The sequence below is a fragment of the Arthrobacter sp. 9AX genome (genome assembly GCF_902506095.1).
In the GTDB taxonomy this organism is placed as follows: domain Bacteria; phylum Actinomycetota; class Actinomycetes; order Actinomycetales; family Micrococcaceae; genus Arthrobacter.
In genome coordinates this window covers 3,294,062-3,319,498 of record NZ_LR733293.1, presented here as the reverse complement: position 1 = coordinate 3,319,498, position 25,437 = coordinate 3,294,062, and the positions used below count along the sequence as shown (strand labels likewise).

Annotated in this window: 27 protein-coding genes and 1 tRNA gene; 16 read left to right on the top strand and 12 right to left on the bottom strand. The window is 66.8% G+C overall.

The window, feature by feature from the left end; genetic code table 11:
* Positions 1 to 74: 74 nt before the first annotated feature.
* Entirely contained in the window at positions 75 to 1,346 is a 1,272-nt protein-coding gene (locus BACI348_RS15355; RefSeq protein ID WP_159827234.1) for an MFS transporter, read from the top strand.
* Between the two features lie 33 nt (positions 1,347 to 1,379).
* Positions 1,380 to 2,246 (top strand): zinc metalloprotease HtpX, encoded by an 867-nt coding sequence (gene htpX / locus BACI348_RS15350; RefSeq protein WP_159827231.1) that lies wholly within the window; start codon positions 1,380 to 1,382, stop codon positions 2,244 to 2,246.
* A gap of 130 nt (positions 2,247 to 2,376) precedes the next feature.
* Here the strand turns inward: htpX and BACI348_RS15345 are convergent, their stop codons facing one another.
* On the bottom strand, positions 2,377 to 2,868 hold the full coding sequence (locus tag BACI348_RS15345) for a YajQ family cyclic di-GMP-binding protein (protein WP_050054209.1): 492 nt from the start codon (positions 2,866 to 2,868) through the stop codon (positions 2,377 to 2,379).
* Between the two features lie 185 nt (positions 2,869 to 3,053).
* Between BACI348_RS15345 and BACI348_RS15340 the strand changes: the two genes are divergently transcribed.
* The 3 genes from BACI348_RS15340 (at position 3,054) to BACI348_RS15330 (ending at position 4,231) form a co-directional block, all read left to right on the top strand.
* Positions 3,054 to 3,308, top strand: coding sequence for a hypothetical protein (locus BACI348_RS15340; protein ID WP_159827228.1), 255 nt, complete (start codon positions 3,054 to 3,056; stop codon positions 3,306 to 3,308).
* Between the two features lie 179 nt (positions 3,309 to 3,487).
* A tRNA-Tyr gene (locus BACI348_RS15335) sits at positions 3,488 to 3,569 on the top strand.
* Between the two features lie 230 nt (positions 3,570 to 3,799).
* A complete protein-coding gene (locus BACI348_RS15330) occupies positions 3,800 to 4,231 on the top strand; it encodes a CBS domain-containing protein (protein ID WP_159827225.1) in 432 nt (143 codons plus the stop codon).
* 100 nt (positions 4,232 to 4,331) lie between these two features.
* On the opposite strand, the gene BACI348_RS15325 is transcribed toward BACI348_RS15330, so the two are convergent.
* Together BACI348_RS15325 and BACI348_RS21125 are read right to left on the bottom strand one after the other, a co-directional pair.
* A complete protein-coding gene (locus BACI348_RS15325; protein ID WP_159827222.1) occupies positions 4,332 to 5,330 on the bottom strand; it encodes a LysM peptidoglycan-binding domain-containing protein in 999 nt (332 codons plus the stop codon).
* A 313-nt stretch (positions 5,331 to 5,643) separates the two neighbouring features.
* Positions 5,644 to 5,811 (bottom strand): ion channel, encoded by a 168-nt coding sequence (locus BACI348_RS21125; protein WP_159827220.1) that lies wholly within the window; start codon positions 5,809 to 5,811, stop codon positions 5,644 to 5,646.
* Here BACI348_RS21125 and BACI348_RS15315 point away from each other — a divergent pair.
* The gene (locus BACI348_RS15315; protein ID WP_159827218.1) at positions 5,810 to 6,355 is read left to right on the top strand and encodes an acyl-CoA thioesterase; all 546 of its coding nucleotides are present in this window, start codon (positions 5,810 to 5,812) and stop codon (positions 6,353 to 6,355) included. The genes BACI348_RS21125 and BACI348_RS15315 overlap by 2 nt on opposite strands.
* 25 nt (positions 6,356 to 6,380) lie before the next feature.
* Here the strand turns inward: BACI348_RS15315 and BACI348_RS15310 are convergent, their stop codons facing one another.
* Positions 6,381 to 7,181 carry an ABC transporter permease subunit gene (locus BACI348_RS15310; RefSeq protein ID WP_159827216.1) on the bottom strand — a complete coding sequence of 267 codons (801 nt, stop codon included), beginning with the start codon at positions 7,179 to 7,181 and terminating at the stop codon, positions 6,381 to 6,383.
* Positions 7,178 to 8,101, bottom strand: a complete 924-nt coding sequence (locus BACI348_RS15305) for an ABC transporter ATP-binding protein (RefSeq protein ID WP_159827214.1) — start codon at positions 8,099 to 8,101, stop codon at positions 7,178 to 7,180. Before BACI348_RS15305 ends, BACI348_RS15310 begins: the two co-directional genes overlap by 4 nt.
* Before the next feature lie 158 nt (positions 8,102 to 8,259).
* Here BACI348_RS15305 and BACI348_RS15300 point away from each other — a divergent pair, with 158 nt between their 5' ends.
* Positions 8,260 to 8,688: a thioredoxin family protein gene (locus tag BACI348_RS15300; RefSeq protein WP_159827212.1), complete on the top strand. Its 429-nt coding sequence runs from the start codon at positions 8,260 to 8,262 to the stop codon at positions 8,686 to 8,688.
* A gap of 77 nt (positions 8,689 to 8,765) precedes the next feature.
* Here the strand turns inward: BACI348_RS15300 and BACI348_RS15295 are convergent, their stop codons facing one another.
* The gene (locus tag BACI348_RS15295; RefSeq protein WP_159827210.1) at positions 8,766 to 9,044 is read right to left on the bottom strand and encodes a putative quinol monooxygenase; all 279 of its coding nucleotides are present in this window, start codon (positions 9,042 to 9,044) and stop codon (positions 8,766 to 8,768) included.
* Between the two features lie 115 nt (positions 9,045 to 9,159).
* Between BACI348_RS15295 and BACI348_RS15290 the strand changes: the two genes are divergently transcribed.
* Positions 9,160 to 10,851 (top strand): AMP-binding protein, encoded by a 1,692-nt coding sequence (locus tag BACI348_RS15290; RefSeq protein ID WP_159827208.1) that lies wholly within the window; start codon positions 9,160 to 9,162, stop codon positions 10,849 to 10,851.
* A 1-nt stretch (position 10,852) separates the two neighbouring features.
* Here BACI348_RS15290 and BACI348_RS15285 read toward each other — a convergent pair whose 3' ends face one another.
* Positions 10,853 to 11,836 carry a DNA-3-methyladenine glycosylase family protein gene (locus tag BACI348_RS15285; RefSeq protein ID WP_159827206.1) on the bottom strand — a complete coding sequence of 328 codons (984 nt, stop codon included), beginning with the start codon at positions 11,834 to 11,836 and terminating at the stop codon, positions 10,853 to 10,855.
* A 139-nt stretch (positions 11,837 to 11,975) separates the two neighbouring features.
* On the opposite strand from BACI348_RS15285, the gene BACI348_RS15280 reads away from it, so the two are divergent.
* Entirely contained in the window at positions 11,976 to 12,383 is a 408-nt protein-coding gene (locus BACI348_RS15280) for a VOC family protein (protein WP_159830183.1), read from the top strand.
* A 17-nt stretch (positions 12,384 to 12,400) separates the two neighbouring features.
* On the opposite strand, the gene BACI348_RS15275 is transcribed toward BACI348_RS15280, so the two are convergent.
* The gene (locus BACI348_RS15275) at positions 12,401 to 13,534 is read right to left on the bottom strand and encodes an ArsB/NhaD family transporter (protein WP_159830182.1); all 1,134 of its coding nucleotides are present in this window, start codon (positions 13,532 to 13,534) and stop codon (positions 12,401 to 12,403) included.
* 193 nt (positions 13,535 to 13,727) lie between these two features.
* Here BACI348_RS15275 and BACI348_RS15270 point away from each other — a divergent pair, with 193 nt between their 5' ends.
* The 6 genes from BACI348_RS15270 to BACI348_RS15245 all read left to right on the top strand — a co-directional run bounded on the left by BACI348_RS15270 (position 13,728) and on the right by BACI348_RS15245 (position 19,958).
* Positions 13,728 to 15,113, top strand: a complete 1,386-nt coding sequence (locus BACI348_RS15270) for a cystathionine beta-synthase (protein ID WP_159827203.1) — start codon at positions 13,728 to 13,730, stop codon at positions 15,111 to 15,113.
* A 68-nt stretch (positions 15,114 to 15,181) separates the two neighbouring features.
* On the top strand, positions 15,182 to 16,345 hold the full coding sequence (locus tag BACI348_RS15265) for a cystathionine gamma-synthase (RefSeq protein WP_159827200.1): 1,164 nt from the start codon (positions 15,182 to 15,184) through the stop codon (positions 16,343 to 16,345).
* 44 nt (positions 16,346 to 16,389) lie between these two features.
* Positions 16,390 to 16,899 carry a winged helix-turn-helix transcriptional regulator gene (locus tag BACI348_RS15260; protein ID WP_159827197.1) on the top strand — a complete coding sequence of 170 codons (510 nt, stop codon included), beginning with the start codon at positions 16,390 to 16,392 and terminating at the stop codon, positions 16,897 to 16,899.
* 101 nt (positions 16,900 to 17,000) lie between these two features.
* Complete coding sequence (locus BACI348_RS15255; RefSeq protein ID WP_159830181.1) at positions 17,001 to 18,308, top strand: MFS transporter; 1,308 nt, start codon at positions 17,001 to 17,003, stop codon at positions 18,306 to 18,308.
* 35 nt (positions 18,309 to 18,343) lie between these two features.
* Positions 18,344 to 19,114, top strand: a complete 771-nt coding sequence (locus BACI348_RS15250) for an SDR family oxidoreductase (RefSeq protein ID WP_159827194.1) — start codon at positions 18,344 to 18,346, stop codon at positions 19,112 to 19,114.
* 46 nt (positions 19,115 to 19,160) lie between these two features.
* A complete protein-coding gene (locus BACI348_RS15245) occupies positions 19,161 to 19,958 on the top strand; it encodes an alpha/beta fold hydrolase (protein WP_159827191.1) in 798 nt (265 codons plus the stop codon).
* 4 nt (positions 19,959 to 19,962) lie between these two features.
* On the opposite strand, the gene BACI348_RS15240 is transcribed toward BACI348_RS15245, so the two are convergent.
* The 4 genes from BACI348_RS15240 to BACI348_RS15225 are packed head-to-tail and all read right to left on the bottom strand — an operon-like array spanning position 19,963 to position 24,512.
* Positions 19,963 to 21,138: an acyl-CoA dehydrogenase family protein gene (locus BACI348_RS15240; RefSeq protein WP_201298435.1), complete on the bottom strand. Its 1,176-nt coding sequence runs from the start codon at positions 21,136 to 21,138 to the stop codon at positions 19,963 to 19,965.
* The gene (locus BACI348_RS15235; RefSeq protein ID WP_159827188.1) at positions 21,135 to 22,640 is read right to left on the bottom strand and encodes an APC family permease; all 1,506 of its coding nucleotides are present in this window, start codon (positions 22,638 to 22,640) and stop codon (positions 21,135 to 21,137) included. The genes BACI348_RS15240 and BACI348_RS15235 overlap by 4 nt, the downstream gene beginning before the upstream one ends.
* 31 nt (positions 22,641 to 22,671) lie before the next feature.
* Positions 22,672 to 23,883, bottom strand: coding sequence for a glutathionylspermidine synthase family protein (locus BACI348_RS15230; RefSeq protein ID WP_159827185.1), 1,212 nt, complete (start codon positions 23,881 to 23,883; stop codon positions 22,672 to 22,674).
* Positions 23,884 to 23,885: 2 nt separating this feature from the next.
* Positions 23,886 to 24,512, bottom strand: a complete 627-nt coding sequence (locus BACI348_RS15225; protein ID WP_159827182.1) for a Tat pathway signal protein — start codon at positions 24,510 to 24,512, stop codon at positions 23,886 to 23,888.
* Between the two features lie 171 nt (positions 24,513 to 24,683).
* Here BACI348_RS15225 and BACI348_RS15220 point away from each other — a divergent pair, with 171 nt between their 5' ends.
* A complete protein-coding gene (locus tag BACI348_RS15220; RefSeq protein ID WP_159827179.1) occupies positions 24,684 to 25,340 on the top strand; it encodes an MOSC domain-containing protein in 657 nt (218 codons plus the stop codon).
* Positions 25,341 to 25,437 lie beyond the last annotated feature (97 nt).

The window sequence follows — 25,437 nt, the reverse complement described above, 5'->3', positions numbered from 1 at the left end:
TTGACTTTCTCACAATAAGGCTTGGCTAACCTGCGGTGAACCCTGGGACGCCCCGGCAACACTAGGGTTGCAGGGTGGGGAAACTGCTTGCTGATATCACGCCGCTTAGGGAAAGTCCGGACTTCCGGCGGCTCTGGCTCGGATCGGCCGTATCCGCCGTCGGAAGCCAACTCACCTTGGTGGCAGTAGGCCTGGAGATTTACCGGCTGACCCAGGACAGCTTCTACGTGGGGCTTTTGGCGATCTTCGCGCTGGTGCCCCTGGTCATCGGCGGGCTCCTGGGTGGCTCCATCGCCGATTCCCACGACCGGCGCCGCGTTGCCCTGCTGGCCTCCACCGTGCTGTGGCTGACCACCGGGCTGATCGCCCTGCAGTCCTGGCTGCAGCTGGGCAACGTCTGGATCCTGTACGTCCTGGTGGCGGTGCAAAGCGGCGCGCAAGCCATCAACCAGCCCGCCCGCAGCGCCATCCTCCCCATGCTGATCCGCAAGGAACTCCTGCCCGCAGCGAACGCCCTCAGCATGATGTCCTTCGGCCTGGCCATGACCGCGGGGCCGTTGTTGGCCGGCGTACTGGTGGCCTGGATAGGGTTCGGCTGGACGTACACCATCGACTTCATCAGCTTCGCTTTGGTGCTGTGGGCGGTCTACCGGCTGCCGGCCCTGCCGCCCTCGGGAAGCCGGAGCAGGGCCGGCATCCGCTCCGTCATCGAGGGATTCCGCTTCCTGGGCACCAGGCCCAACCTCCGGATGACCTTCGTGATTGACCTGATTGCCATGATCCTCGCCCAGCCCCGGGCCCTGATGCCGGCCGTAGGCGCTGTGATGATCGGCGGCGGCGAAGCAACAGTGGGTGTGCTGCTGGCTTCCACCGCCATTGGCGCCTTCCTGGCGGGGCTGTTTTCCGGGCCGCTGGGCGCTGTCCGGTGGCAGGGGAGTGCCGTGGTCTTCTCCGTCATGGGATGGGGCGCCTCGATGGCGGCCTTCGGGATGGTGGTGCTCCTGGCCGGTCGTGCCCCGGACGGGGCGGTCACGGTCTGGTTGCTGCCCGCGGCGGTCTGCTGCGCCCTGGCCGGAATCGCCGATTCGATCAGCAGCGTTTTCCGGAACACCATCCTGCAGGCCGCCACCCCGGACCACCTCCGCGGACGCCTCCAGGGCGTGTTCATTGTGGTGGTGGCGGGCGGCCCCAGGATCGGCGATCTCCTGGCCGGCGGCGCGACCAAAATCCTGACCGAGGGTTCGGTCCTGCTGCTCGGCGGGGTGCTCTGCATCGCGGGAGCATGGGTGGCGGCGAAGCTGCAGCCGGGATTCCAAAGGTACGATGCGCGGAACCCGGCCCCTTAGTAAGCCGTTCCCATAGATGAGCGAGGAGGAAATGTGCACAAACATCACAACGGCCTGAAGACTGCTGCGCTTTTCGGTGTGCTGTGGGCGGTGCTGCTGGGCCTCGGAGCGCTCATCGGCGCCGGCACCCGCAGCTCGGCGCCCATCTGGATCATGGCGCTGGTGGGGGTGGGCACCACCGCGTACGGGTACTGGAACAGCGACAAGATCGCCATCCGGTCCATGCAGGCCTACCCGGTCACCGAGGCGCAGGCGCCCCAGCTGTACCAGATCGTGAGGGAGCTGTCCGTGCGTGCCAACCAGCCGATGCCACGGATCTACGTCTCGCCCACCATGAACCCCAATGCCTTCGCTACGGGCCGGAACCCGCGGAACGCGGCAGTCTGCTGCACCGAAGGAATCCTGCAGCTCCTGGATGCCCGCGAACTCCGCGGTGTCCTGGGACATGAACTCATGCATGTCTACAACCGCGACATCCTCACCTCATCGGTTGCAGCCGCCGTCGCCGGCGTCATCACCTCGGTAGGCCAGACGCTGTTGTTCTTTGGCGGCGGCGACCGGCGCAACTCCAACCCCCTGGCGATGATCGCCATGGCACTGCTCGCACCCTTTGCGGCGTCACTGATCCAGATGGCCATCTCCCGCACCAGGGAGTACGACGCCGACGAGGACGGTTCCAGGCTGACCGGCGATCCGCTGGCGCTCGCCTCGGCCCTGCACAAGATCGAACAGGGCGTCGCCATCGCGCCGCTGCCGCAGGACCAGCGGCTGGTGAACGCCTCGCACCTGATGATCGCCAACCCGTTCCGCGGCGGCGCCATCAAAAAGCTGTTCGCCACGCACCCGCCCATGCGGGACAGGATCTCCCGGCTGGAACGCATGGCCGGCAGGCCGCGCTGATTCCTCACCCTCGACACGCAAAAACCGCCCTCGCTACGCAAAAACGCCGGCGCTACCCGAATAAGGACAGCGTCGGCGTTTTTGCGCAGCGGCAGAGCATTTGCGCGTCGAAAACCGACGGCGCCGGCTGCTAGCTGCGGAAGTTCACAAACTGCAGGTCGGCCTCGTCGAAGTCCTTCAGCAGCGCCATGGTTGCCTGGAGGTCGTCGCGTGACTTGGACGTCACCCGCAGTTCGTCGCCCTGGATCTGGGACTTTACCGACTTGGGGGCTTCGTCGCGGATCAGCTTATTGATCTTCTTGGCCAGGTCCTGGGCGATGCCCTCCTTGATGGAGGCTTCGAGGCGGAACTCCTTGCCGGAGGCGTAGGGCTCCCCGGTGTCGAGCGACTTCAGGGAGATGCCGCGGCGGATCAGCTTGGACTGGAGGACGTCCAGGACCGCCAGGACGCGTTCCTCGGAGTTGGCCTTCATCAGGATCTTTTCGCCGCTGAAGTCCACCTCCGCGCCGACACCCTTGAAGTCGTAGCGCTGGGCCAGTTCCTTCTGTGCCTGGTTCAGTGCGTTGGCCACTTCCTGCTTGTCCACTTTGCTTACGACGTCGAACGTTGACTCGCCTGCCATGACTCTCCTTGTGCTGGTGGGGGCCTTGTCCGCGGAAAGGCCGGGATCGCTGCATTCAAGCCTAATACGGATGCTGCTGTTGGTGGGGCGCCGGACTTTCACAGTTCCCTCTCAGCGGACACCCCGAGGGAACGAAGGAGGCCCCGGCAGAGTTGGAGGAATTGGAGCTGCACGAAAGGAACACCATGCACCGCAAAGCCATCCGCTACCTCACACGAACCACATCGGCGGCGGCCGGGGCGGTGGCAACAGCAGCTACCTCGGTGGCGGCAGCGGCGGTGGCAGCGTCCATCGTTTTCAGCCCTGTGGCCGACGCGTCCTCCCGGATGGACGGCGTCCGCGAGGACCTGCTACGCGCGGTGCAGCTGAACCAGATCACCGAGGAGCAGGCCGTGAAGTTTGAGGCGAAGCTCGCCGGCAGGATCCTGGGCGAGGCCTGACAGCGGCCTTTCGAGGGGTCTTAAGGAGCCGAAATCCGCGGGAATCCGGGCTTTTGCGCGCCGATTCGATTCTTCGGCGGAAGTTCTGTAAAGTTGTCTTGCCCGCGGTTACTGGAAGCGGAACGGCCCGGAAACGGACCTTCCACAGACTGCATCAGCGGGTACTTCTTTTGAAGTTCGGCAGATTACCCGAGCGGCCAAAGGGGGCTGACTGTAAATCAGCTGGCAACGCCTACGGGGGTTCGAATCCCTCATCTGCCACCCAAGGAAAAGCCTCCGGAACACATGTTCCGGAGGCTTTTTCGTGTCTTCAGGGTCTCGGGATGAAACGCCCCGTCACGTCCTGCAACACCTCTCCAGACAGGACCGGACGCGGACCGCAAAAGCCGCAAAACCGTCGTCGACATGGCAGTGGCACGGGCGTAATCTGGCAGCATCGGCGCACGTGCCCGATGCCCTGCGTCGATCCAGTAATCGATAAAGGAGGACCAATGAGTGCCGTACGTGAATTCATGACGACGGACGCACAGTGTATTAAGGAAAGCCAGTCCCTCGCCGATGCTGCCCGGATGATGCTGGACCTGGACTGCGGATCGTTGCCGATCTGTGGTGATGACGGCAAACTGCGGGGAATGATCACCGACCGCGACATCGTGCTCAAGTGTGTGGCTGCCGGACGCGATCCCCGCGAAATGATGGCCCGCGACCTCGCCTCGGGCCGGCCCTACTGGATCGACGCCGATGCGAACGTTGACGCGGCCATCGAAATGATGGAGACCCATCAGGTCCGCCGGCTTCCGGTCATCGCCGACCACAAATTGGTGGGGATCATCAGCCAGGGGGACATCGCCCGCAACTACTCCGAGCAGCGCGTCGGCGAGCTCGTGGAGCACATCTCCGAACGCAAGCGGATGAACGCCTAGCCGGGAAAACCGAATCACCAACGCCACGGGGTCCGCTCCGTGGCGTTACCTTATGCTTTGTCCCGGGCTTCCAGGCTTTGCCTGCAGGCCCGGGACCGCCTCAGTTCAGCGCGATCAGGAGCATCTGGGTGGTTCCCGGGATGCAGGTCTGCAGGATCGCCCGCGGGAAACCGCCGAACACGTTGATGACGTCGTTGGTGGTCCCCGGATTGGGCACCTGCCCCCGCCCCGTCACCGTGTAGGTTCCGTAGCCCGGGATGCTCACCGTTTCACCCACCCCTATGCCGGAGAACCGGGCCCAGCCGCCGCAGAAATCGTGCTCGGTGATGAACAGCGAGTAGCCGTCGTTGGGGGTGTAGTGGATGGGCCCAATGCACGCATCAACCATCGACTGCCCGCCGGCGCCGGCCACGTAAATGGTCCGGACGGCCGGAGCGGCCGCCACCGGGGCGGGCGCCGGAGCAGCTGCCGGTGCAGGAGCCGAAACAGGAGCAGGTGCCGCCGCAGCGGCGGGCGCGGCAATGGCCGGACCCGTCAGGACCAGGGTCTGCCCCGGGACGATGACGCTGTACTGCCCCAGCCCGTTGGCGGCGAGCATGGCGTTCACGTCCACGCCGAACCGGCCGGCGATGGCGCCCACGGTATCGCCGGGAACCACGGTGTACCGGTTTCCGTCGGCGGCGGGAGCCGGGGCTTGTTCGGGTGCCGGGGCGGGCGCGGGTACGGGCTCGACGGCGGGTGGCGGCGATGCTGCCTCCGCCGGCGTTTCCGCAGCAGGCGGGGCGTCGGGCACCTCGGCCGGCACCTCCGCCGGTACCTGGACAGCTTCCGCGGAACCGGCGCCCGCATCACCGCCGGTGTTCTGCGCCGGGGAGGCAGCCTCCACAATGGGAGCCGCCGCCGTCGTATTCGTTGAACGCTGGGTGGCCGGCGCCGCCAGTGCCCCGACGCTTACTGCCGCCACCACGGCAGCCGTGGCCATTCCGGCCCACAGTTTGTGGCTGATGGTGGGACGGCCCCCGGCCAGGTCGGTGCGGGGGACATCGGTGGCGAAACTGCGGCTCGGACCGTCAGGGGAAGAGAGGTATGGCTGGTTCATGGGTAGCCCATCGAGGTTCGGTCCAGCCGGGCAGCTGCAAGGCGCAGGGAACATGGCAGGACGGATCGAGGTGTGATGCACCAGCGGCGCGGCCTGGGGCCAGGCCGCTGCCGGCGCATATGGAACGGTCCGCATACCCAGAAAATACGGAAGCTCCGCGAGAAGGCACTGCCATCCGGAAGCCACCCGGTGAACAGGCCGGCACATGTTCGGTCCTAGGAATCCCGAGTCTAGGAAGTGCGGCAGGGCGCGGGCACCAGTAGGGATTACCCGAATATTTGGGGCCGGTACTTGGTAGCCCTGTCCCGGATACTCAAAACCGGCGGCCGGTGCTACCTGCTGCTGCGGGCCGGAGTGAAGGCCGGACCGCTACCGGCGTTGGGGGTCTTTCAGCTCTGCGATTTTCGTCCCCGTAGCCAACCGTGGTGATGGTGGTGATCGCCCACCACAGGGATGTTACCCGCAGGTAACATTGTGGCATGCACCTGCTGTTGAGAACCCTCCTGCTGCTCATCGCCTCATCCCGCCGGCCGCCGCTGGCCGTCTGGGACCGCTCGTCGCTGCCGCTGCGCGTGCTGCCCACGGACATCGACATCGCCATGCACGTCAACAACGGGATGTACCTGTCCCTGATGGACCTTGGCCGGTTCGACCTGATGGTCCGTTCCGGCGTCTGGAAACGGATGCGGCGGAGGGGCTGGGGCCCGGTGGTGTCCGCTGAAACCATCTCCTTCCGCAAATCCCTCCAGCTGTGGCAGCAGTACACCATCGAAACGCGGATCATCGGGCTGGACGCCAAAGCCATTTACTTTGAACAGCGCATGGTGGCCGACGGCGAGATCTACGCCCGCGCCTACATCGCCACCCGTCTGGTCCACAAGGGCCGGCCCGTCAGCCAGGACGAGATCCTGCGCGAATTCGGCGAGCCCCCGGCGGACCTGGTCCTTCCCGAATGGGTCCATGACTGGCGGGCGTCCAGCGCGCTGCCCGGGAGCCGGACGCCGGCACCCCACGGATGGGCTTGACCGGCTTGGGCGGTGACGTGGGGGCCTAAGCCCCCACGTCACGCCGTTCAAGAGCGACGGCGGCCAGCACCACGAGTGCCGCGGAGATCCCCCACAGCCACCCCGCCGCAGCCCAGTCCGCACCGTTGGCAACAGGGGCGTTCCCGTAGGCCCAGTGGTACGGACTGAGGTCCAGCAGCCACTCCGCGTCCTTGCTTTGGCGTCCGACGGCGTTGAACACGTATCCGAGCACCCCCACCGCCGCGCCGGCAAAGGTGCCATAGATCCTGCGGCCGGAGACGGCCCCTCCGCACAGGGCGGCGGTGCCGCTGAGCAGTGCCAGCCCGGCGAACACGACAGTGCCGCCGAACAGGTTGCCCGGCTCGATCCCCAACTGGGACGGCCCGTTCAGCAAAGACACGAGGACAAAGACCAGGCCGGCCAGGACCAGCACCCGCAGCAGCAGCGCGAGCGCCCGTTCCAGCACCACCTGCACCCGCCGGACTCCGTGGGCGAGCGTCAGCTCCAGCTGGCCGGACTCCTCGTCCCCGCCCACGGCCGCCGCTCCCCAAGCTACGGAGGCGATGGTCATCAGCAGGAAACCGATCAGGCCGAACAGTGTGGCCTGGGTGTAGCCGGGGCCGGTGGCGATCTGGTCGTAGTTCAGGGCCTTCGTCATTTGAGCGGGCAGCGCGTTGATCATGTCGTGCATCTGCGCGCTGCCGCCGATGGACGGGTAGAGGGGCAGGTAGAGGAACGTTGCGCCGGCCAGGCCTGCCGCCCAGGCGAGTGTGGAACGCCAGGTATCAAAGAATGCGCGCCGGAACAGCGGGAGGGTGGTTTTCAATGGGCCTCCCCACGCTGGCCGGTGTACATCTTCAGCACGGCATCCTCCAGGTCAGGCTCTTCCAGGACGAGGTCTGTCAGCTGCAGGGATCCCAGGATCCGGACCAGCGGCTGGATGGGACCTTCCAGCAGGGCGGACAGCGTGACGCTGGCGCCGGACTCCAGTACCTCCACCTGCCCGACGCCGGGCACCCCACTGAGCAGCGCAACGGCGTCGTGCGCTGCAATTCCGGCTGCGGTGATGCGGACGTGCCGCACCGCACCTTCGCGCAGCCCGCTCACCGATTCCACGGCGATGATGTGCCCGTCCCGGAGGATGGCCACCGTGTCCGCTGTCTGCTGGACCTCGCTGAGGACGTGGGAGTTGAGGAAGATGGTCTGCCCGCGGTGCCGTGCCTCCCGGACCATGGCATGGAATTCCTGCTGGACCAGCGGATCCAGGCCACTGGTGGGCTCGTCCAGGACCAGCAGTTCGGGCTGGTGCATAAACGCCTGCAGCAGGCCGAGCTTCTGCTTGTTGCCCTTGGACAGCTTGCGGGTGTGGCGGTCCAGTTCCAGGCCGAGCCGCTCGGCCAGTTCGTCGATCCGGCCGGGCGGCACCGGACCGCTGACCGCCTCATAATGGGCCAGCAGCCTGCGCCCGGTCACCCGGCCCTCGAGGAACAGTTCGCCGGGCAGGTAGCCGATGCGGCGCCGCAGCTCCGGCCCGCCCTTCCGCGGATCAAGGCCCAGCACCCGCACTTCGCCGGCGGTGGGGCGGATGATGTCCAGGAGGCAGCGCATGGTGGTGGTTTTGCCGGCGCCGTTGGGCCCGATCACACCGAAGACCGATCCTGCCTCCACGGCGAAGTCGATCCCGTGCAGGGCCTCCCGGCGGCCAAAACTCTTGGTCAGGGACCGGGCCGAAACCGCGATTGCCATGAGCCCTCCCGGGGACCGCACCCAACGCTGATGACCCCCACAATAGGCGCCGGTGGTCCGGCTGTATATGCGGGGGCGCGGGTTATTCCCGATGACGCGGGGAGCGAACAAGGGGCCCCGGCCGCGACATCCAGGCTGCGCACGCGTACGGTGGAAACATGGCTACCGTTGACATCACTGGTGAACAGTTCGCATCGACCATCGAGGGCAATGACATCGTCCTGGTGGATTTCTGGGCAGAATGGTGCGGCCCCTGCAAGCAGTTCGGGCCCACGTACTCCGCGGTCTCCGAGAAGCACCCGGACGTCCTCTTCACCAAAGTGGACACTGAAGCTGAGCAGCAGCTTGCCGCCGAGGCCGGCATCTCCTCCATCCCCACCCTGATGGCGTTCCGCGAAAAAGTGCTGGTGTTCTCGCAGCCCGGTGCACTGAACTCCCAGCAGCTGGAGCAGGTTGTTGACGCCGTGAAGGCCCTGGACATGGACGAGGTCCACGCCCATGTGGCACGCCAGCGGGAAGAGGCAGCCGCGGCCGCAACCAGCAAGCCGGCAGGACCCCAGGACGGAACGCAGATCCCCGACCTGTGATTCCGAAGCCCTGAAACTTCCTTAAGATGAAAGCGGCACCCTCCACAGGAGGGTGCCGCTTCGCTGTTAAGCGCGTGTTACAGCCGGTCCAGCTTGACGGGCTCGGCCAGCAGCGCGCTCAGGGATTCGTTCAGGTCCTGGACGGCGATGCCCTTGGAGTGCTTCTCCAGGTCCTCCTCCGAGGCCCACTGCTCGGTCAGGACCAGCTTTTCCTCGGTGGCTTCGGTCAGCTCGTAACGGATGCAGCCGGGTTCGTTCACCACCTCGTCAATGGCGATTTCCAGGGCCAGCTTTACACGGTAAAACTCGCCGTCGTTGGGGATGAACGTTGCCTGCAGGTCAATGGGTGAACTCATGGTTTTCACAATACCGGCCACCGCCCGCCGACCTGTCCCTTGTTGACGCCGGCCGCGGTACTGTTGCGCTGCTCCGGTGCTTCTCTTGCCGGGAGCCACTTGGTAGCGTGCCCTCATGCGCGCTTACACAGCCGGGGACACTGACGTCCCGTTGCTCGAGGAGACCATCGGGGCGAACTTGGAACGGGTGGTCGCCAGGTTCCCCCTCCACGATGCGTTGATCGAGGCGGCCCCGGTGCCGGGCGCCGATGCGAGGCGCTGGAGCTATTCCAAGATGAACGACGACGTCGACCGGCTCGCGCGTGCATTGCTCGCCCTGGGCGTCGCCAAGGGGGAGCGGGTGGGCATCTGGAGCCCGAACTGCGCCGAGTGGACGCTGCTCCAGTACGCCACGGCCAAGGTGGGCGCCATCCTGGTCAACGTCAATCCCGCGTACCGAAGCCACGAACTCGAGTTCGTAGTCAAGCAGAACGGGATGCGGATGCTGGTCACGGCGCCTTCGGACCGGAACAGCGACTATGTGGGCATGGCCCGCCACACCCTGGCAGAGTGCCCGGACCTGCGCGAGCTCGTGTTCCTTCCCGTCCCGGGCGGGGAAGTGTCCGGCGGGGAATGGCCCGACGCCGCTGTCCCGCTCAATAGCGCGGAGCTGACGTACGCCGAGCTGCTGAAGCGGGCGGACGACGTCGGACATTCTGCCCTGCAGGCCCGCATGGCTGAGCTCAGCCCGCACGACCCCATCAACCTGCAGTACACCTCCGGCACCACAGGCTTTCCCAAGGGCGCCACGCTGACCCACCACAACATCCTGAACAACGGCTACTCCATCGGGGAGCTGCTGGGCTACACAGAGCACGACCGGGTAGTCATTCCGGTGCCGTTCTACCACTGCTTCGGCATGGTCATCGGCAACCTGAACGCACTGAGCCACGGCGCCGCCACCATCATCCCGGGCAGGGGCTTCAACCCCGCCGCGGCGCTGGAAGCGGTCCAGGACTTCGGCGGCACGTCGCTGTACGGGGTGCCCACCATGTTCATCGCCGAACTCGCACTGCCCGACTTTTCCTCCTACGACCTGTCCACGCTCCGCACCGGTGTGATGGCCGGATCGCTGTGCCCTATCGAGGTGATGAACAGGGTGATCGCGGAGATGAACATGGTGGATGTGGCCATCTGCTACGGGATGACGGAGACCTCGCCGGTGTCCACCATGACCCGGGACGGGGACACCCTGCAGCACCGGACGGAGACCGTGGGGCGGACCATGCCGCACCTGGAAAGCAAGATCGTGGATCCGGGCTCGGGCGATGTCCTGGAGCGCGGGCAAATCGGGGAGCTGTGCACCCGCGGCTATGCCGTGATGGAGGGGTATTGGAACCAGCCGGACAAAACCGCCGAGGCCATCGACGCCGAGGGCTGGATGCACACCGGGGACCTGGCAAGGATGGACGGCGACGGCTATGTGGTGGTGGAGGGCAGGATCAAGGACATGGTGATCCGGGGCGGCGAGAACATCTATCCGCGCGAGATCGAAGAGTTCCTCTACACCCACCCGTCCATCCAGGACGTACAGGTCATCGGGGTGCCTGACGCCAAATACGGGGAGGAGCTGATGGCCTGCATCATCCTCAAACCCGGTGCCGAACCCCTTGACACCGCCGCCGTGGCCGAGTTCTGCCGCGGAAAGCTGGCGCACTTCAAGATTCCCCGCTACGTCGATGTGCGGGCCAGTTTTCCGATGACCGTCTCCGGGAAGATCCGGAAAGTGGAGATGCGCGAGGAAGCCGTGGCCAGGCTGGGCCTCTGAATCAGTGCCGGCGGTGGTCCTGGATGGTCATCCTCGGGCCGAACGTGGGCTTCCGGAATCCGGTGCTCTGGATCATCCGCACCACCCGCTGCCGGTGCCCCTGCCAGGGGGCCAGCAGCCGGAGCATGCCGGGATCGTCCGTCCGCCGGCCCGTCAGCGCGGCGCCGACGTAGGCGGCCAGGTGGTAGTCGCCCACCGAGATTGAGTCCGGGCAGCCATGGGTCCGCTGCACCACTTCTGACGCTGTCCAGATGCCGATGCCCGGGATGGTTTGCATCTTCACTGCCGCCTCCGCGGCGGGCAGCGCCGCCAGCCGTTCAAGCCCGACGGCGGCACGCAGCGCCCGCATAATGGTGGCCGACCGCTGTGGTCCAACGCCCGCCTTATGCCACTCCCAGCTGGGAACCTGCAGCCATTGCGCCGCGGTGGGCGGCAGCATCAGGGTATTGGGAGCCAGCAGCCCTGCCTGCGGCGCGGGGGAGCCGTAACGGTGTACGAGGTATCGGTAGGCCCGGCGGGCCTCGATGACGGTGACTTTCTGTTCCAGGATGATCGGGACCAGCTGGTCGATGATCCGCCCGGTGGAGGGAAGCCGGAGGGCCAGGCTTCGCCGCCGCGCCTCCCGGACCATGCGCGGGAGCGTGGCGTGGAAGGTGGGCTCGTCAAAGCCCTGCCAGTCGTCATCCGCGCCCAGGAGCCGGGGCACCGAGCTGACCGCCGCACCTGCGCCGGGCCCCCATGCCTGGACGTCCACCCCGAACTCCAGATCGGCGCTGCCGGCGGGGCAGAGGCGCACCGTGGCCGGCCCATCGGGCGTCGTAAAGGCACTCCAGATGACCCCGCCCTGGACGCTGAAAGACGGATCGCTGGTGCCGCGCAGAAGGGGGCCGAGGGTCCGGGCGAGGTCATACGGACCGCCCGGATACCAGCGGAGAGAGGCGTCCGCGGCGGCGGCGAGCCGCGCGGGAGCCTCTGCAATCGTCATAAGGCAATCGTCCCACGGCGGCCCGACAACACGCCCGTCCGCCAATCCGGGCCCCTTAATCCGCAGCGTGCAAAGGACTAGACTCCCAGGTGTGGCGCGGGGCGTCCGCGCCTTCCCTTCGAAATTCGAGGTGAGCGCAATGGGTGGAGTAGTGCATTTCGAGATCCCCGCGGACGACCAGGAACGGGCCAAAAAGTTCTACCAGGAGGCCCTCGGCTGGCGGATCGATCCCGTTCCGGGCATGGACTACAACATGGTGGTCACGACCCCCATGGACGAGTCCACCGGACAGCCAACGCAGCCTGGCGCCATTAACGGCGGCATGATGGCCAGGGACGGCCAGATTACCAACCCCGTGATCACCGTGGACGTGCCGGACATTGACGCCACACTTCGGACGGTGGAGCAGCTGGGCGGATCGGTGGTGATGCCCAAGAACGAGATTCCCGGCATGGGCTTCTTTGCGTACTTCAAGGACCCGGAGAACAACGTGATGGGGCTCTGGGAGAATCTTCCCGCGGACCAGCAGGCACAGGCGGCGGAGTAGCGCCACGGAGGTAAACGTCACTGCATCCCGGACGTCAGCCACAGCGCGACGACGGCCAGCGGGACCGTGAAAACGACCGCCACCAGCCCCGCCAGTGCAAAGCCGCTCCACCTGATCGGGACGTTCAGTGCCCGCAGCCGCTCGTGCCACAGCAGGGTGGCAAGAGATGCCCAGGGAGTAACCAGCGGGCCCAGGTTGACGCCGATCAGCAGAGCGGCCAGCCGGGCCGGAGAATCCGCCACCGGCTCGAGGGCGAGATAGGCGGGAAGGTTATTGACGGTGTTGGCCGCCCCGGCCCCCAGCGCAGCCAGCTGCAGGAGGCCGGGCAGGCTTTCACCCTGCCCGGCCGCCCCGGCCAGCAGCGGGGTCAACCCATGGGCATGGAGGGCCTCCACCACCATGAACAGTCCCACGGTGAGCATCAACGGACGCCATGGCACCATCGACCACCGCAGGACAGCAGGACGGCGCCACAGGAAGACCGCCAGCATAAAGGCCGCTGCCGAGAGGGCCGGGTACTGCACAGGCACACCTGAGACCAGGGCCGGAAGGAGGACCAGCAGGGTCGCCCCGGCGGCGATGAGCAGGGGCCCGTCGCGCACGGGATGCGCGCGCTGCGGCCTGTACCGGCCCCGCAGTTCCTTACGGAACGCCAGCCACAGCAGGACCAGCGGAACGGCGACGCCCACCAGCGCCGGGGCCCAGACGATCCCCGCGAAGGCAATCGGGCTCAGGCCCAATGCGTCCTGGGCCAGCAGGTTTGTCAGGTTGGACACCGGCAGCAGGAGGGACGCTGTGTTGGCGAGCCAGATGCTGGTCAGCGCGAACGGCAGGGGCTGGACGCCGGCATGGACTGCGAGCAGCACCACCACCGGCGTCACCAGCACGGCCGTGGTGTCCAGGGAAAGGAAAACCGTTGAAACGGCCGCCAGCGCAACCACCAGGAGCCACAGGACGAACACGCGGCCCCGCCCCAGGCGCGCCAACCGGTCTGTTACCACCCTGAACACTCCCGCCTCCTCCAGCAGCTCCGTCAGCAGGGACATGGCCAGCACAAAGGCGAGGATGGGGATGGTCCGGTCCGCCAGGTCGACAAACGCGGGCACGGGCAATGCGCCAACGGCCAGCACCAGGACGCCGGCAAGGAGCATCGCCCCGGGGAAGAGATAACTCCGGCCTTTCCTCAACCATTCGAACCGCTGCACGGCCTAATGATCCCACCCGTTGCTCCCGCGTCCGGCCATCGCCGGCCACAGCCCGCCGCAGCCCGGGAAGCAGCCCTTGCGGATAGACGGCACTGCCCTTGTGGCGGACCGTGACGGCAAAAGCGGTAGCTTTGTACTCATGAAGTACGCCCAGTCCGTCCTGGACCTCATTGGCAATACCCCGCTCATCAAGCTCAACCACGTGACGGAGGGCATCAAAGCCACGGTCCTGGTCAAACTGGAGTACGTGAACCCTGGCGGATCCATCAAGGACCGCATCGCGGCCCGGATGATCGAGGATGCCGAGCGGGACGGCAAGCTCAAGCCCGGCGGCACCATCATCGAGCCCACCTCCGGCAACACCGGGGTAGGCCTGGCGCTCGTCGCCCAGCAAAAGGGCTACAAGTGCATCTTTGTGGTGCCGGACAAGGTAGGCGAGGACAAGCGGGCCGTCCTGGAGGCGTACGGCGCCGAAGTGGTGGTGACCCCCACTGCCGTCCCGCCGGACAGCCCGCAGAGCTACTACGGCGTCTCCGACCGGCTGGTCCGCGAAACGCCGGGCGCTTTCAAGCCTGACCAGTTCTCCAACCCCGCAGCACCGGGCAGCCACTATCAGACCACCGGGCCGGAGATCTGGCGGGATACCGACGGCCAGGTGACGCACTGCGTGATCGGCGCCGGCACCGGGGGCACCATCACGGGCACCGGCCGGTTCCTTAAAGAGGTCTCCGCTGACCGGGCAGAGTCCGACGGCGGCGCAGTCCGGATCATCGGCGCCGACCCCGAGGGTTCGGTCTACTCCGGCGGCACCGGACGCCCCTACTTCGTGGAGGGCGTGGGGGAGGACATGTGGCCCGCGAACTACGACAAGACCGTCCCCGACCAGGTCATCGCCGTCACGGACGCCGATTCCTTCGCCATGACGCGCCGCCTCGCCCGCGAGGAGGGCCTGCTGGTGGGCGGTTCCTCGGGCATGGCTGTAGTGGCTGCGCTGCAGGCCGCGCGGGACCTTCCGGACAGTGCCGTCGTCGTCGTGATCCTTCCCGATTCCGGACGCGGCTACCTGGCCAAAATCTTCAACGACCAGTGGATGCGCTCCTACGGTTTCCTCTCCGGCGGCGAGGAAACCTCCGTGGGCGAGGTGATCAAGTCCAAGAACGGCGAACTGCCGGACCTGGTGCACATCCACCCCAATGAGTCCGTCCGCGATGTCATCAACATCATGAACGAGTTCGGCGTCAGCCACATCCCGGTCCTTTCGCAGGAGCCCCCGGTGGTCATGGGCGAAGTGCTGGGCGCCGTGGATGAGCGCACGCTCACGGCCAAGCTGTTCCGCGGCGAGGCCAAGCTGACCGACAAGATCGCCGAGCATATGGGGCCCAAGCTGCCCGTCATCGGATCGCTCGAAACCATCTCGGCGGCCCGGGAGCTGCTCTCGGACGTGGACACCGTGATGGTTACGTTCGTGGGCGCCCCGGTGGGTATCCTCACCCGGCACGACCTCCTGGCCTACCTCAGCAACTGACCTCCGTCGGTTGAGCCTGCCACTTCCGGTGGTTGAGCTGTCGAAACCCCAAATTACGAAGGAGCATCATGTCCGCCTCGCACAACCAAGGTTTCAACACCCGCGCGGTCCACGCCGGCCAGGCGTTCGAGCCGCGCACCGGTGCCGTGGTCCCGCCGCTGCACTTCAGCTCCACCTACGCGCAGGACGGCATCGGCGGGCTCCGCGACGGCTACGAGTACGGCCGCGGCGGCAACCCCACCCGGGACGCCCTGCAGGAACAGCTCGCTGCCCTGGAAGGCGGCGCCCACGCCTACAGTTTCAGTTCCGGGCTGGCGGCCGAGGACTCGCTCATCCGGGCGCTGACCCGGCCCGGTGACCACATAGTGCTTGGCAACGACGCCTATGGCGGCACCTACCGGCTCATCAGTCGTGTCCTGGGCGGCTGGGGCATCGGCAACACCCCCGTGGACATGGCCGACCTCGACGCCGTCGCCCGGGCAGTTGCCGCAAACAAGACCCGCTTCGTCTGGGTGGAGACCCCCTCCAACCCGCTGATGAAGATCACCGACATCGCGGCGCTCGCGGAGGTGGCGCACGACGCCGGGGCCCTCCTGGTGGTAGACAACACCTTCGCGTCCCCCTACCTGCAGAACCCGCTCGCCCTGGGTGCCGACGTAGTGGTTCACTCCACCACCAAGTACATCGGCGGGCATTCGGACGTGGTGGGCGGCGCCGTGGTGGTCAACGACGCGGAACTGGCGGAGAAGATCGGCTTCGTGCAGTTCGCGGTGGGCGCGGTTTCCGGGCCGATGGACGCCTTCCTCACCACCCGCGGCCTCAAGACGCTTGGCGTCCGGATGGACCGGCACAGCCTCAACGGCCAGGCGGTGGCCGAATGGCTGCTGGAGCGCCCCGAAGTGGAGGCTGTCCTGTACCCGGGGCTGCCGTCCCACCCCGGCCACGGGCTCGCCAAAAAGCAGATGCGCAGCTTCGGCGGCATGGTGTCGGTGCAGTTCAAAGGCGGGGAAGCGGCTGCCCGGAAGGTGGCCGAATCTACCTCCGTGTTCACCCTCGCCGAGTCGCTGGGCGGCATCGAGTCGCTGATGAACTACCCGTCGGAAATGACCCACGCGTCCGTCAAGGGCACCGAGCTCGCCGTCCCGGTGAACCTGCTCCGCCTCTCCTGCGGCATCGAAGACGTGGAGGACCTGGTGGCCGATCTGGAGCAGGCGTTCAGCTCCATCCGGTAAGGCTTTTGCTGGCTTTCTTGAAGAAAGTCAGCTAGTGTGCCCGCATGGCACCTCGATCTGACTGGTCCCGGCGCAAATGCAGCATGGCCCGCGGCCTGGACATCCTCGGCGATCCCTGGACCCTCCTGGTCCTCCGGGAGGTGTTTTTTGGCAACGGGCGTTTCGATGCCATGAAGTCCCGGCTGGAGGTGGCTGATTCCGTCCTCACCAAGCGCCTGTCCGGCCTCGTGAAGTCGGGGCTGCTGACCAAAAGGGCGTACGACGACGGCGGCCGCACCAGGAGCGAGTATGTCCTCACGGAGAAGGGCGAAGACGCCCTCCCGGTGCTGAATGCGGTGACCCTCTGGTCGGAGAAGCACCTTCCGGCCCCGTCCGAACAGGCCCATATGTACGTCATCCACCGCGGCTGCGGGCAGCGCACCAGCTCCGCCGATACCTGTACCCGCTGCGGTGAGCGGCTGACGGCGGCCAACACCAGCTGGCACAGCCAGACCCGGACAACGTCCCCGGTGAAACTTGCCACCGCGGCGGCCGGCACAGGAGCGGCAGCGTGAGCGCCGACAAGACCGCAGACCCAACCCCCACCAGCACCGTCCCGGAAACGGCCACGGGCTTTGGCGACCGAACTCACAGTCCGGCAGCCGCCGTCGCGTCTCTGCCTGGCGGCCCGCGGCGCCGGCGGCTGCACCCCGCGTGGATCGTTGCCGCCGTCGCCTTCCTCGCGCTGGTGGGAGCAGCCGGGTTCCGGGCCGCCCCCGGCGTGCTGATGGTGCCGCTGCAGCAGGAGTTCGGCTGGTCCACCACCGTGTTGTCCGCGGCAGTCAGCATCAACCTGGTCCTGTTCGGGCTCACGGCGCCGTTCGCCGCAGCGCTGATGGAGCGCTTCGGCATCCGGGCCGTGACAGCCACCGCCCTCGTGCTGATTGGTGCCGGCAGTGCCCTCACGGTGCTGGTGAACCAGTCGTGGCAGATCCTGCTGACGTGGGGGCTGCTGATCGGGCTGGGGACCGGTTCCATGGCGCTGGTCTTCGCGGCCACCATTGCCAACACCTGGTTCGTGAAAAACCGTGGGCTCGTGATCGGCATCCTCACCGCAGGAAGCGCCGCCGGCCAGCTCGTCTTTCTTCCGTTCATCGCCGTACTCGCCCAGGATCCGGGCTGGCGGCAGGCGTCGCTGCTCATCGCGGCAGGCGCCCTGGCGGTGGTACCGCTGGTGCTGAAATTCCTCAAGAACTCACCGGCCGACGCCGGGGCACTGCCGTACGGTGTGGCACAGCCGGATGCGGGAACCCTCCAGACGCCGCCCGTGGACAGTGGTCCCCGCGCCAACGCGGCCGTTCGAGCGCTGCAGGTGCTGAAGCGGGCCAGCAAGGTCCGCACCTTCTGGGCCCTGGTGGCCGGCTTCGCCATCTGCGGTGCCACCACCAACGGCCTGATCGGCACCCACTTCATCCCCTCCGCCCATGACCATGGCATGACCGAAACCACCGCCGCCGGCCTGCTCGCCGTGGTCGGCATCTTCGACATTGTGGGCACCATTGCCTCCGGCTGGCTGACCGACCGGTACAACCCGCGGATCCTGCTGGCCGTCTACTACCAGTTCCGGGGCATCGGCCTGCTGGTGCTTCCGATGCTCCTGAGCGCTGAAGTCCAGCCGAGCATGATCGTTTTTGTGGTGATCTACGGCCTGGACTGGGTGGCCACCGTGCCGCCCACCGCTGCCATCTGCCGGGAAACGTTCGGCGCGGACGGCAGCGTGGTGTTCGGCTGGGTCTTCGCGGCCCACCAGCTCGGCGCGGCCGCTGCCGCCCTCGGTGCCGGCGCCATCCGGGACGCCACCGGCCAGTACACCTACGCCTGGTTCGGCGCGGCCGCGATGTGCACTATCGCGGCGGTCATCAGCGCCACCATCCGGCGGCACAAACCGGCAGGTGAGGCTGTCCCGTCGGAGGCACCCGCCTGACCTGGTCCCGGGCAGGGGGCCATTACGCTGGTCCCATGGAAACCCCACCCGAAAGCGCCGTCCGTCGAACCGCCCTCATCACGGGCGCGGGAAGGCTGGCGTCCATCGGCGCCGGGATCGCCCGGCAGCTGGCAGCCGAAGGCTGGGACCTGGTCCTGGCCTGCTGGCAGGACTACGATGCCCGGATGCCGTGGGGAAGCGAGCCGGACGACGTCGTGCGCCTCACCGCCGAGCTGGAGGCAATCGGCGCCCAAGTGCACACCCTGCCTGCGGACCTGGAGGACGCGGCCGCCGCGGAGCAGTTGCTCGCCGACGCCGTCCGGCTGGCCGGCCCGCTGCAGGGCCTGGTGCTCAGCCATGCCGAGTCCGTTGATTCGGGAATCCTGGACACGAGCCTGGAGTCCTTCGAGCGCCACTTTGCCGTTAACACCCGTGCGGGCTGGCAGCTGATTGCCGCGTTCGCCCGGCAGGCAACGCACGACGGCGGCGCGATCGTTGCGCTGACCAGTGACCACACAGCGTTCAACCTTCCCTATGGCGCCTCGAAGGGCGCGCTGGACAGGATTGTCATCGCTGCCGCGCGGGAGCTCGGGCCGCTGGGTATCTCGGCCAACGTCCTGAACCCCGGGCCCGTGGACACAGGCTGGATGACGGACGAAATCCGGCAGGCCGTCGTCGAACGCCAGCCCACCGGCCGCCTGGGCACCCCGGCCGACGTCGCCGGTACCATTGCATTCCTGCTCTCACCCGCCGGCCGATGGGTCTCCGGCCAGCTGATCAAGGCCGACGGCGGCTTCTCGGCCTGACGTCTGCGCGTAGGCAACAGGCTTCCGCAGTCCTACAATCGCGGATATGGACGCGGTTGAGGTAGCCGGGCTGAGGATTGCCTACCAGCGGGCGGGCAGCGGTCCGCCACTCGTCCTCTTCCACGGCGCCGGCGACGACAGCAGGATCTGGCGGCAGCAGCTGGAGGACCTCTCCCGGGACTTCACCGTGGTCGCCTGGGACGCTCCCGGATGCGGCCAGTCCGATGACCCGGCACCGGACCTCTCGGCCCGGGACCTGGGGCTGCTGGCCGCGGGTTTCGTCGAGCAGGCTATCCGCGGCACCGAAAAACCGCACCTGCTGGGGCTGTCCTGGGGTTCCATCGTCGCGCTGGAGTTGTACAAAGGGTATCCGCACCTGCCTGCTTCATTGCTGCTGGTGTCCGCGTACGCCGGCTGGGCAGGATCGCTGCCGCCGGAGGAAGTGGACCGCCGGATTGCAATGGTGGAAGCGGAAATCGGGGAACCGCCGGGAAAGTTCGTGAACGAGTGGCTGCCCACCCTGTTCACGCCACGCGCCGACCCCGCGGTAGTCGCTGAGATTGCAGCGATTATGCTCGACGTCCGCCCGGCAAGCCTGCGGGCACTGCTCAGCGCGAGCGGACGCGCGGACTACCGCCAACTCCTGCCCACCATTGCTGTTCCCACCCTCCTGATCTACGGCGAGGAAGACCAGCGCTCACCGCTGCCGGTGGCGCGGGAACTGCACCGGCAGATTCCCGGGGCAGAGCTGGCGGTGATTCCCCGCACCGGACATATGGTGTTTGCCGAAGCACCCCAAGCTTTCAATGCCGAGGTCCGGCGCTTCCTGCAGGGTTCCGCCTGAAACGTCAGCGGAAGGCGCCGAGGCCGGTGATTTGCCGGCCGAGGATCAGCGTGTGGACTTCGTCGGTGCCCTCATAGGTTCGTACCGATTCCAGGTTGGCCGCGTGCCGCAGGGGCGGGTAGTCCAGGGTTATCCCGTTTCCGCCCAGGACGGACCGGGCATCGCGGGCGATGCGGATGGCTTCGCGCACATTGTTCAGCTTGCCCAGCGAGATCTGCTCGGGCCGCAGGACGCCGGCGTCCTTGAGCCGGCCCAGGTGCAGAGCCAGCAGTGTGCCCTTCTGGATCTCCACCAGCATGTTCACCAGCTTTTCCTGGGTCAGCTGGTAGCCGGCCAGCGGCTTGCCGAACTGGAGCCGATCCTGCGAATACGCCAGTGCTGCCTGGTATGAATCGCGGGCAGCGCCCATGGCACCCCAGGCGATGCCGTAGCGCGCTTCGTTCAGGCACGTGAACGGCCCGCGCAGGCCGCGCGCCGCGGGGAGCAGGGCCTCCGGACCCAGCCGGACGTCGTCGAACACCACGTCACACTGGATGGACGCACGCATGGACAGCTTCTGCGCGATCGGCGTGGCAGTCACACCGGGCGTTCCGGCCGGCACCAGGAAGCCGTGCACGCCGTCATCCGTCATGGCCCACACCACCATCACCCCCGCCACCGAAGCGAGACCGATCCACCTCTTGGCGCCGTTCAGCACCCAGCCGGCATCGTCACCGGACCCGTCGCGTCGGGCAAAGGTGGTCATGGAGGAAGGATCGGAACCGGCGGCGGGCTCGGTCAGTGCAAAGCAGCCGATGACTTCCCCGGCGGCCATCCGGGGCAGCCACTCCTGCTTCTGGTCCTCCGAACCCCACGTGTGGATGGCCGTCATGGCCAGCGAACCCTGCACCGAAACGAACGTGCGGATTCCGGAGTCGCCGGCCTCCAGTTCCATCGCCGCCAGGCCGTATTCGACGGCGGTACGGCCGGGGCAGCCGTAGCCCTTCAGGTGCATCCCCAGCACCCCGAGCCCGCCAAGTTCCGGTGCGAGTTCCAGTGGAAAGACGGCCGCGTCATACCAGCGGGCGATGTCCGGCCTGATGCGCTGGTCCGTGAAGTCCCGGACCTTCTCCCGGAGGGCCAGTTCGTCTGCTGTCAGCAGGGAATCAAGGGCAAGGACATCAGACGGGTCAGGTGTCACGGTTTCCCCACGAAGTAGTTGCGGGTGGCGGGCAGGAACCGGCAGACGATCGCCAGGACCACGCCCAGGGCCAGGAGCACCACGCCGCTGATGAACGCACCGCCGACGCCGAAGATCCGGGTGTCGCCGTACGCCGGGTCCCACATCTGCACGGCTGAGATGAAGAAGGCCGCGGTCAACAGCAGCGCGCCCGCGAGCGGGAGTATGCCGCGGAACCACAGGTTCCGTGCCGAGAACCGAAGTGTGTTCCGGAAGAACCAGAAGCAGGCGAACCCGGTAAGCGCGTAGTAGAAGGCGATGAACAGGCTGATGGCGCTGATGGAGTCCGAGAGCAGGTTCTCGCTTAGGAAGCTCATGGCCACGTAGTAGGCAATCGCCGCGCCGCCCATCACCTGCGTGGAGAAGCCAGGTGTCTGGTTCTTCGGGTGCACCTGGCCGAATTTCGCGGGCAGGGCGCCGTGGACTCCCATGGAGAGGGTGCCGCGGGCGGTGGGCAGGATGGTGGTCTGGGTGGAGGAGAGGACCGAAGCCAAAACCGCGACGACGATCAGCCAGCCCCACGGCCCCAGCACCACGTCCTTCATGGCCACAAAAACATCGTCCTGGTTCGCCTCGTTGCCCAGTCCGATCCCTTCAGTGCCCACGGTGGCGTACATCATCACCAGGAGCGCAACGGAGACGTAGATGGCCACCAGCACGAACGCGGAGATCACCGCCCCCCGGCCGGGGGTGGAAGTGGGGTTCTCGGTTTCCTCATTGACGGCCAGGCACGTATCCCAGCCCCAGTAGATAAAGAGCGCCAGCAGTGCACCGTGCACCACGGCACCGGGATCGGCGAACGCGCCGGCAGGGTTGAACCACTCGAAATCGAAGGGCTGGATGGTGGTGTCGCCGCTGCCGGAGCCGCGGATGATCCCCACCACGATGGCGAGCGCAAAGATACCCAGCGACACGTACTGCACATAGGTCAGGACCCGCTGGACGTGCTCGCCCAGCCGGATGCCCCGGTAGTTGACCAGCGTCATCACGGCGATGAACAGCACTCCCGTGGCAGTAACCAGCACCTTGTTTTGGGACAGCGAGCCGTCACCCACCAGCAGCCACAAGTACTGGCCGGCCACCTGGGCCAGGTTGGCCAGGACGATGATGCCGGCCAGCGCCATACCCCAGCCGCCCAGCCAGCCTGCCCACGGCCCGAAGGCCCTGCGGGACCAGGTGAACGTGGTGCCGCAGTCCGGGATGGCGCTGTTCAGTTCCCGGAAGGCGTAGGCGATGAACAGGACGGGGATGAAGCCCAGCAGCAGGATCAGGGGAGTGTAGTCCCCGTTCACGGCCACGATCAGGCCCAGGGTGGCGGCCAGCGAATACACCGGTGCGGTGGATGCCAGGCCCAGCATCACGGAGTCGCCGAGGTCCAGGATGCCGGCGCGGAGCCCCTTGGGCGGGACGGAGGTGCCGGGCGCGCCGCCCTGGCTTCCCGCCGTCGTCATTTCCGTGCTCATGGTGTCACCGGGCTCAAAAAGGTCAGGGGGCTCATAGCGCGATACCTGCTTTGCTGGAAGTGGCCACGGCCGAGAGCGGGGCCGGAGCATCGATGGTGTTGGGCACGAACCTGCAGAAGTAATCGGTGATGGGGCCGTCCGATTCGCGGATGCCGCAGCCCACGGATTCGCCATCCACCACCCACAGGCCAAGGACCGGATGGTTGCCGTCGAAGTCCGGCAGCGGATGGTACTGCTGGTAGCACCAGCCCTCGCGGCCGTACCCGCCTGGCTGCTCGAGGTTGATGCCCCGGGCATGGATCTTGATGTTGTCCCCCTCGCGGCCGTGCAGGGGCTTGGCCACCCATTCCTTCAGCGGACCCGGTTCGTTCAGGTAGGCCGGGAGCAGGTTGGGATGCTCCGGATAAAGGTGCCACAGGGCCGCCAGGAGTGCTTTGTTGGAGAGCAGCATCTTCCAGGCCGGCTCCACCCAGCGGGGGTTGTAGGCGCGTTCGAGCAGGCGGTGGCCGAACGGTTCCTTCATCATCAGCTCCCACGGGTACAGCTTGAAGATGGTGCTGATCATGAAGTTGTCCAGGTCCACGAACCGGTTCAGGTTGGGGTCCCAGCCGATGTCGGACATGTTGATGCCGATGGTGGTCCACCCGGCCTGGCTGGCGACGTCGCGCATGTAGCCGGCGGTCATCCAGTCCTCACCGGATTCCTCAACCTCCGAGTGTGCCACGTGCAGGGTACTCATGCCAGTGCGGAACTGGAATTTCTTCCACTGCCGGATCAGGGCTTCGTGGATGCCGTTCCACTGGTCCTTCTCCGGGAAGACGTCCTGCAGCCAGAACCATTGGGCGACGGCCGCTTCGATGAGCCCGGTGGGGGTGTCCGCGTTGTACTCGAGCATTTTGGCCGGGCCGCCCTGCCCGTCGTAGATGAAGTCGAACCGGCCGTAGACGTCAACGTCCCCGGCCTGCAGGGATTCGGCCGCCAGTTCCAGGGCCTGCGGGCCGATGCCGATATCCCCCAGGGCGCCGGTGGCCAGGAACCGGGCCGCCTCCACGCACATTTTGTGCATGTCCTCGGCGGTTACTTCGAGGGTTCCCACCTCGTCCGTGGTGAATTCGTAGTACGCGGACTCGTTCCAGTACTCGATCCTGCGCCCGTCCGGCATAGTGGTGGTGGAGAACACCAGGCCCTGTTCTTCGATTTTCTGCTTCCATCCGGGCCTGGGTTCACTCGCCTTCCGCTGCACGCCTAACCCCCTGAAACTTTGCCGCCGCCACCACTGGTTCCGCTTTTGGCGGTAGTTCCGAAGCCGCCGCGGCTCACAGTACCGCCCTGGGTGCTGTAGCCCGTGGACGCCTTCGCGCCGCTGGGCACGGTCCTGGTGTAGTTGGGCGCCGTGGACCGGTTCTGCCCCAGGGGCGGCACATAGGCCCCGCGGGAGAAGAAGTACCAGGCGTAGATGCCGCCGCCGCGGCCGGCGGAGCTGTTGCAGTTGGTGTCCTCCACACGCTCGCCGGTTTCGTCGTTGAAGCAGACCTGCGCGTACTCGGGGTCGTCCTGGTTGCTGGCCACCACCGCGGTGATGGTGCCGGCGAGCAGGGCCGTGACGCCGAGTCCCACCACCACTGTCCGCCGCTGGGAGCGCTTCTTCCGTGCGGCGGCCTCGTTGAGCTCCCTTTCGCGGTCCCGCGCGAACGGGTCCACCGGGGTGACGGGCTGGTTCAGGAGGTCGGGTCGCAGTTCCGGCTTGGGGACCTGCCATGGGGGAGGCTTGGGCGCGCCGCCCTCGCCCGGAGCATTGCCGGCAGCATCGCCGCCCGGGCCCTTGCCGGTGCCGCCTTGCGGCTCCTGCTCCGGCTCCTTGTTCGGGTCCATGGCGTCCCCCTCAGTAGTCCACGTGAATCGGGCACAGCGCTGCACCCCCAATTGCAATCTTTCGAATCAGCGTAATCCCTGCCGGCCCCGGCTGCGAGCAGGAAACCCGGCAAGTACTCCCCATGGCAACGGCCGTCTACCGGACGGCGGGGGACTCCCTACACTGGTGCCATGGAAACCGCCTCAGTACTTGCCGTCTGCCGTGTCCACCAGCTCGTTCCGGACGCTTCGAACGTAGGTGTGACAGCCATCGACAAGCGCCCGGTGGAAGGGCCGGTGAAGGTGCATAAGCTGGGCCTCCAGGGCGACATCCAGGCCAACCGCGTCCATCACGGCGGACCGGACCAGGCCATCTATGCCTACTCCCAGGCGGACGCCGACTTCTGGGCCGGGGAACTCCAGCGTGACCTGCCGCCGGGGATCTTCGGCGAAAACCTCCGCGTTGCCGGGATCGATGCCACCAACGCCGTGATCGGCGAACGGTGGAAGATCGGCCTGGACGTGGAAGTTGAAGTCACCTCGCCGCGGACACCGTGCGCCACCTTCCAGCGCCGGCTGGGGGAGCCGCAGTTCGTGAAGCGGTTCACCGCTGCGGGCCGTGTGGGCGCCTACCTCCGGGTGATCCGCACCGGCACCATCCAGGCCGGGGACCACATCCACACGCTGTTCGTCCTGAAGCACGGCATCACGGTGGGCCAGTGGTTCAGCGAGCCTGACGTTGAGTCGATGGAAGCGTTAAAGGACGCCGACGCCGACGGCGAGATCCGCCTTCAGCAGCCCGAGTTCAGGAAGAAGTTCGAGGCGCTGGAGCGGCAACTGGCCCGGTAGCGGCCGGGACGGGTCGGCTGGGTGGTGCGGCATGTGCGCAAGCTCACCGCCCGTCGTCGTACGCTTAATTACCGCTGAGGCAGGTCCGTGCCCTACA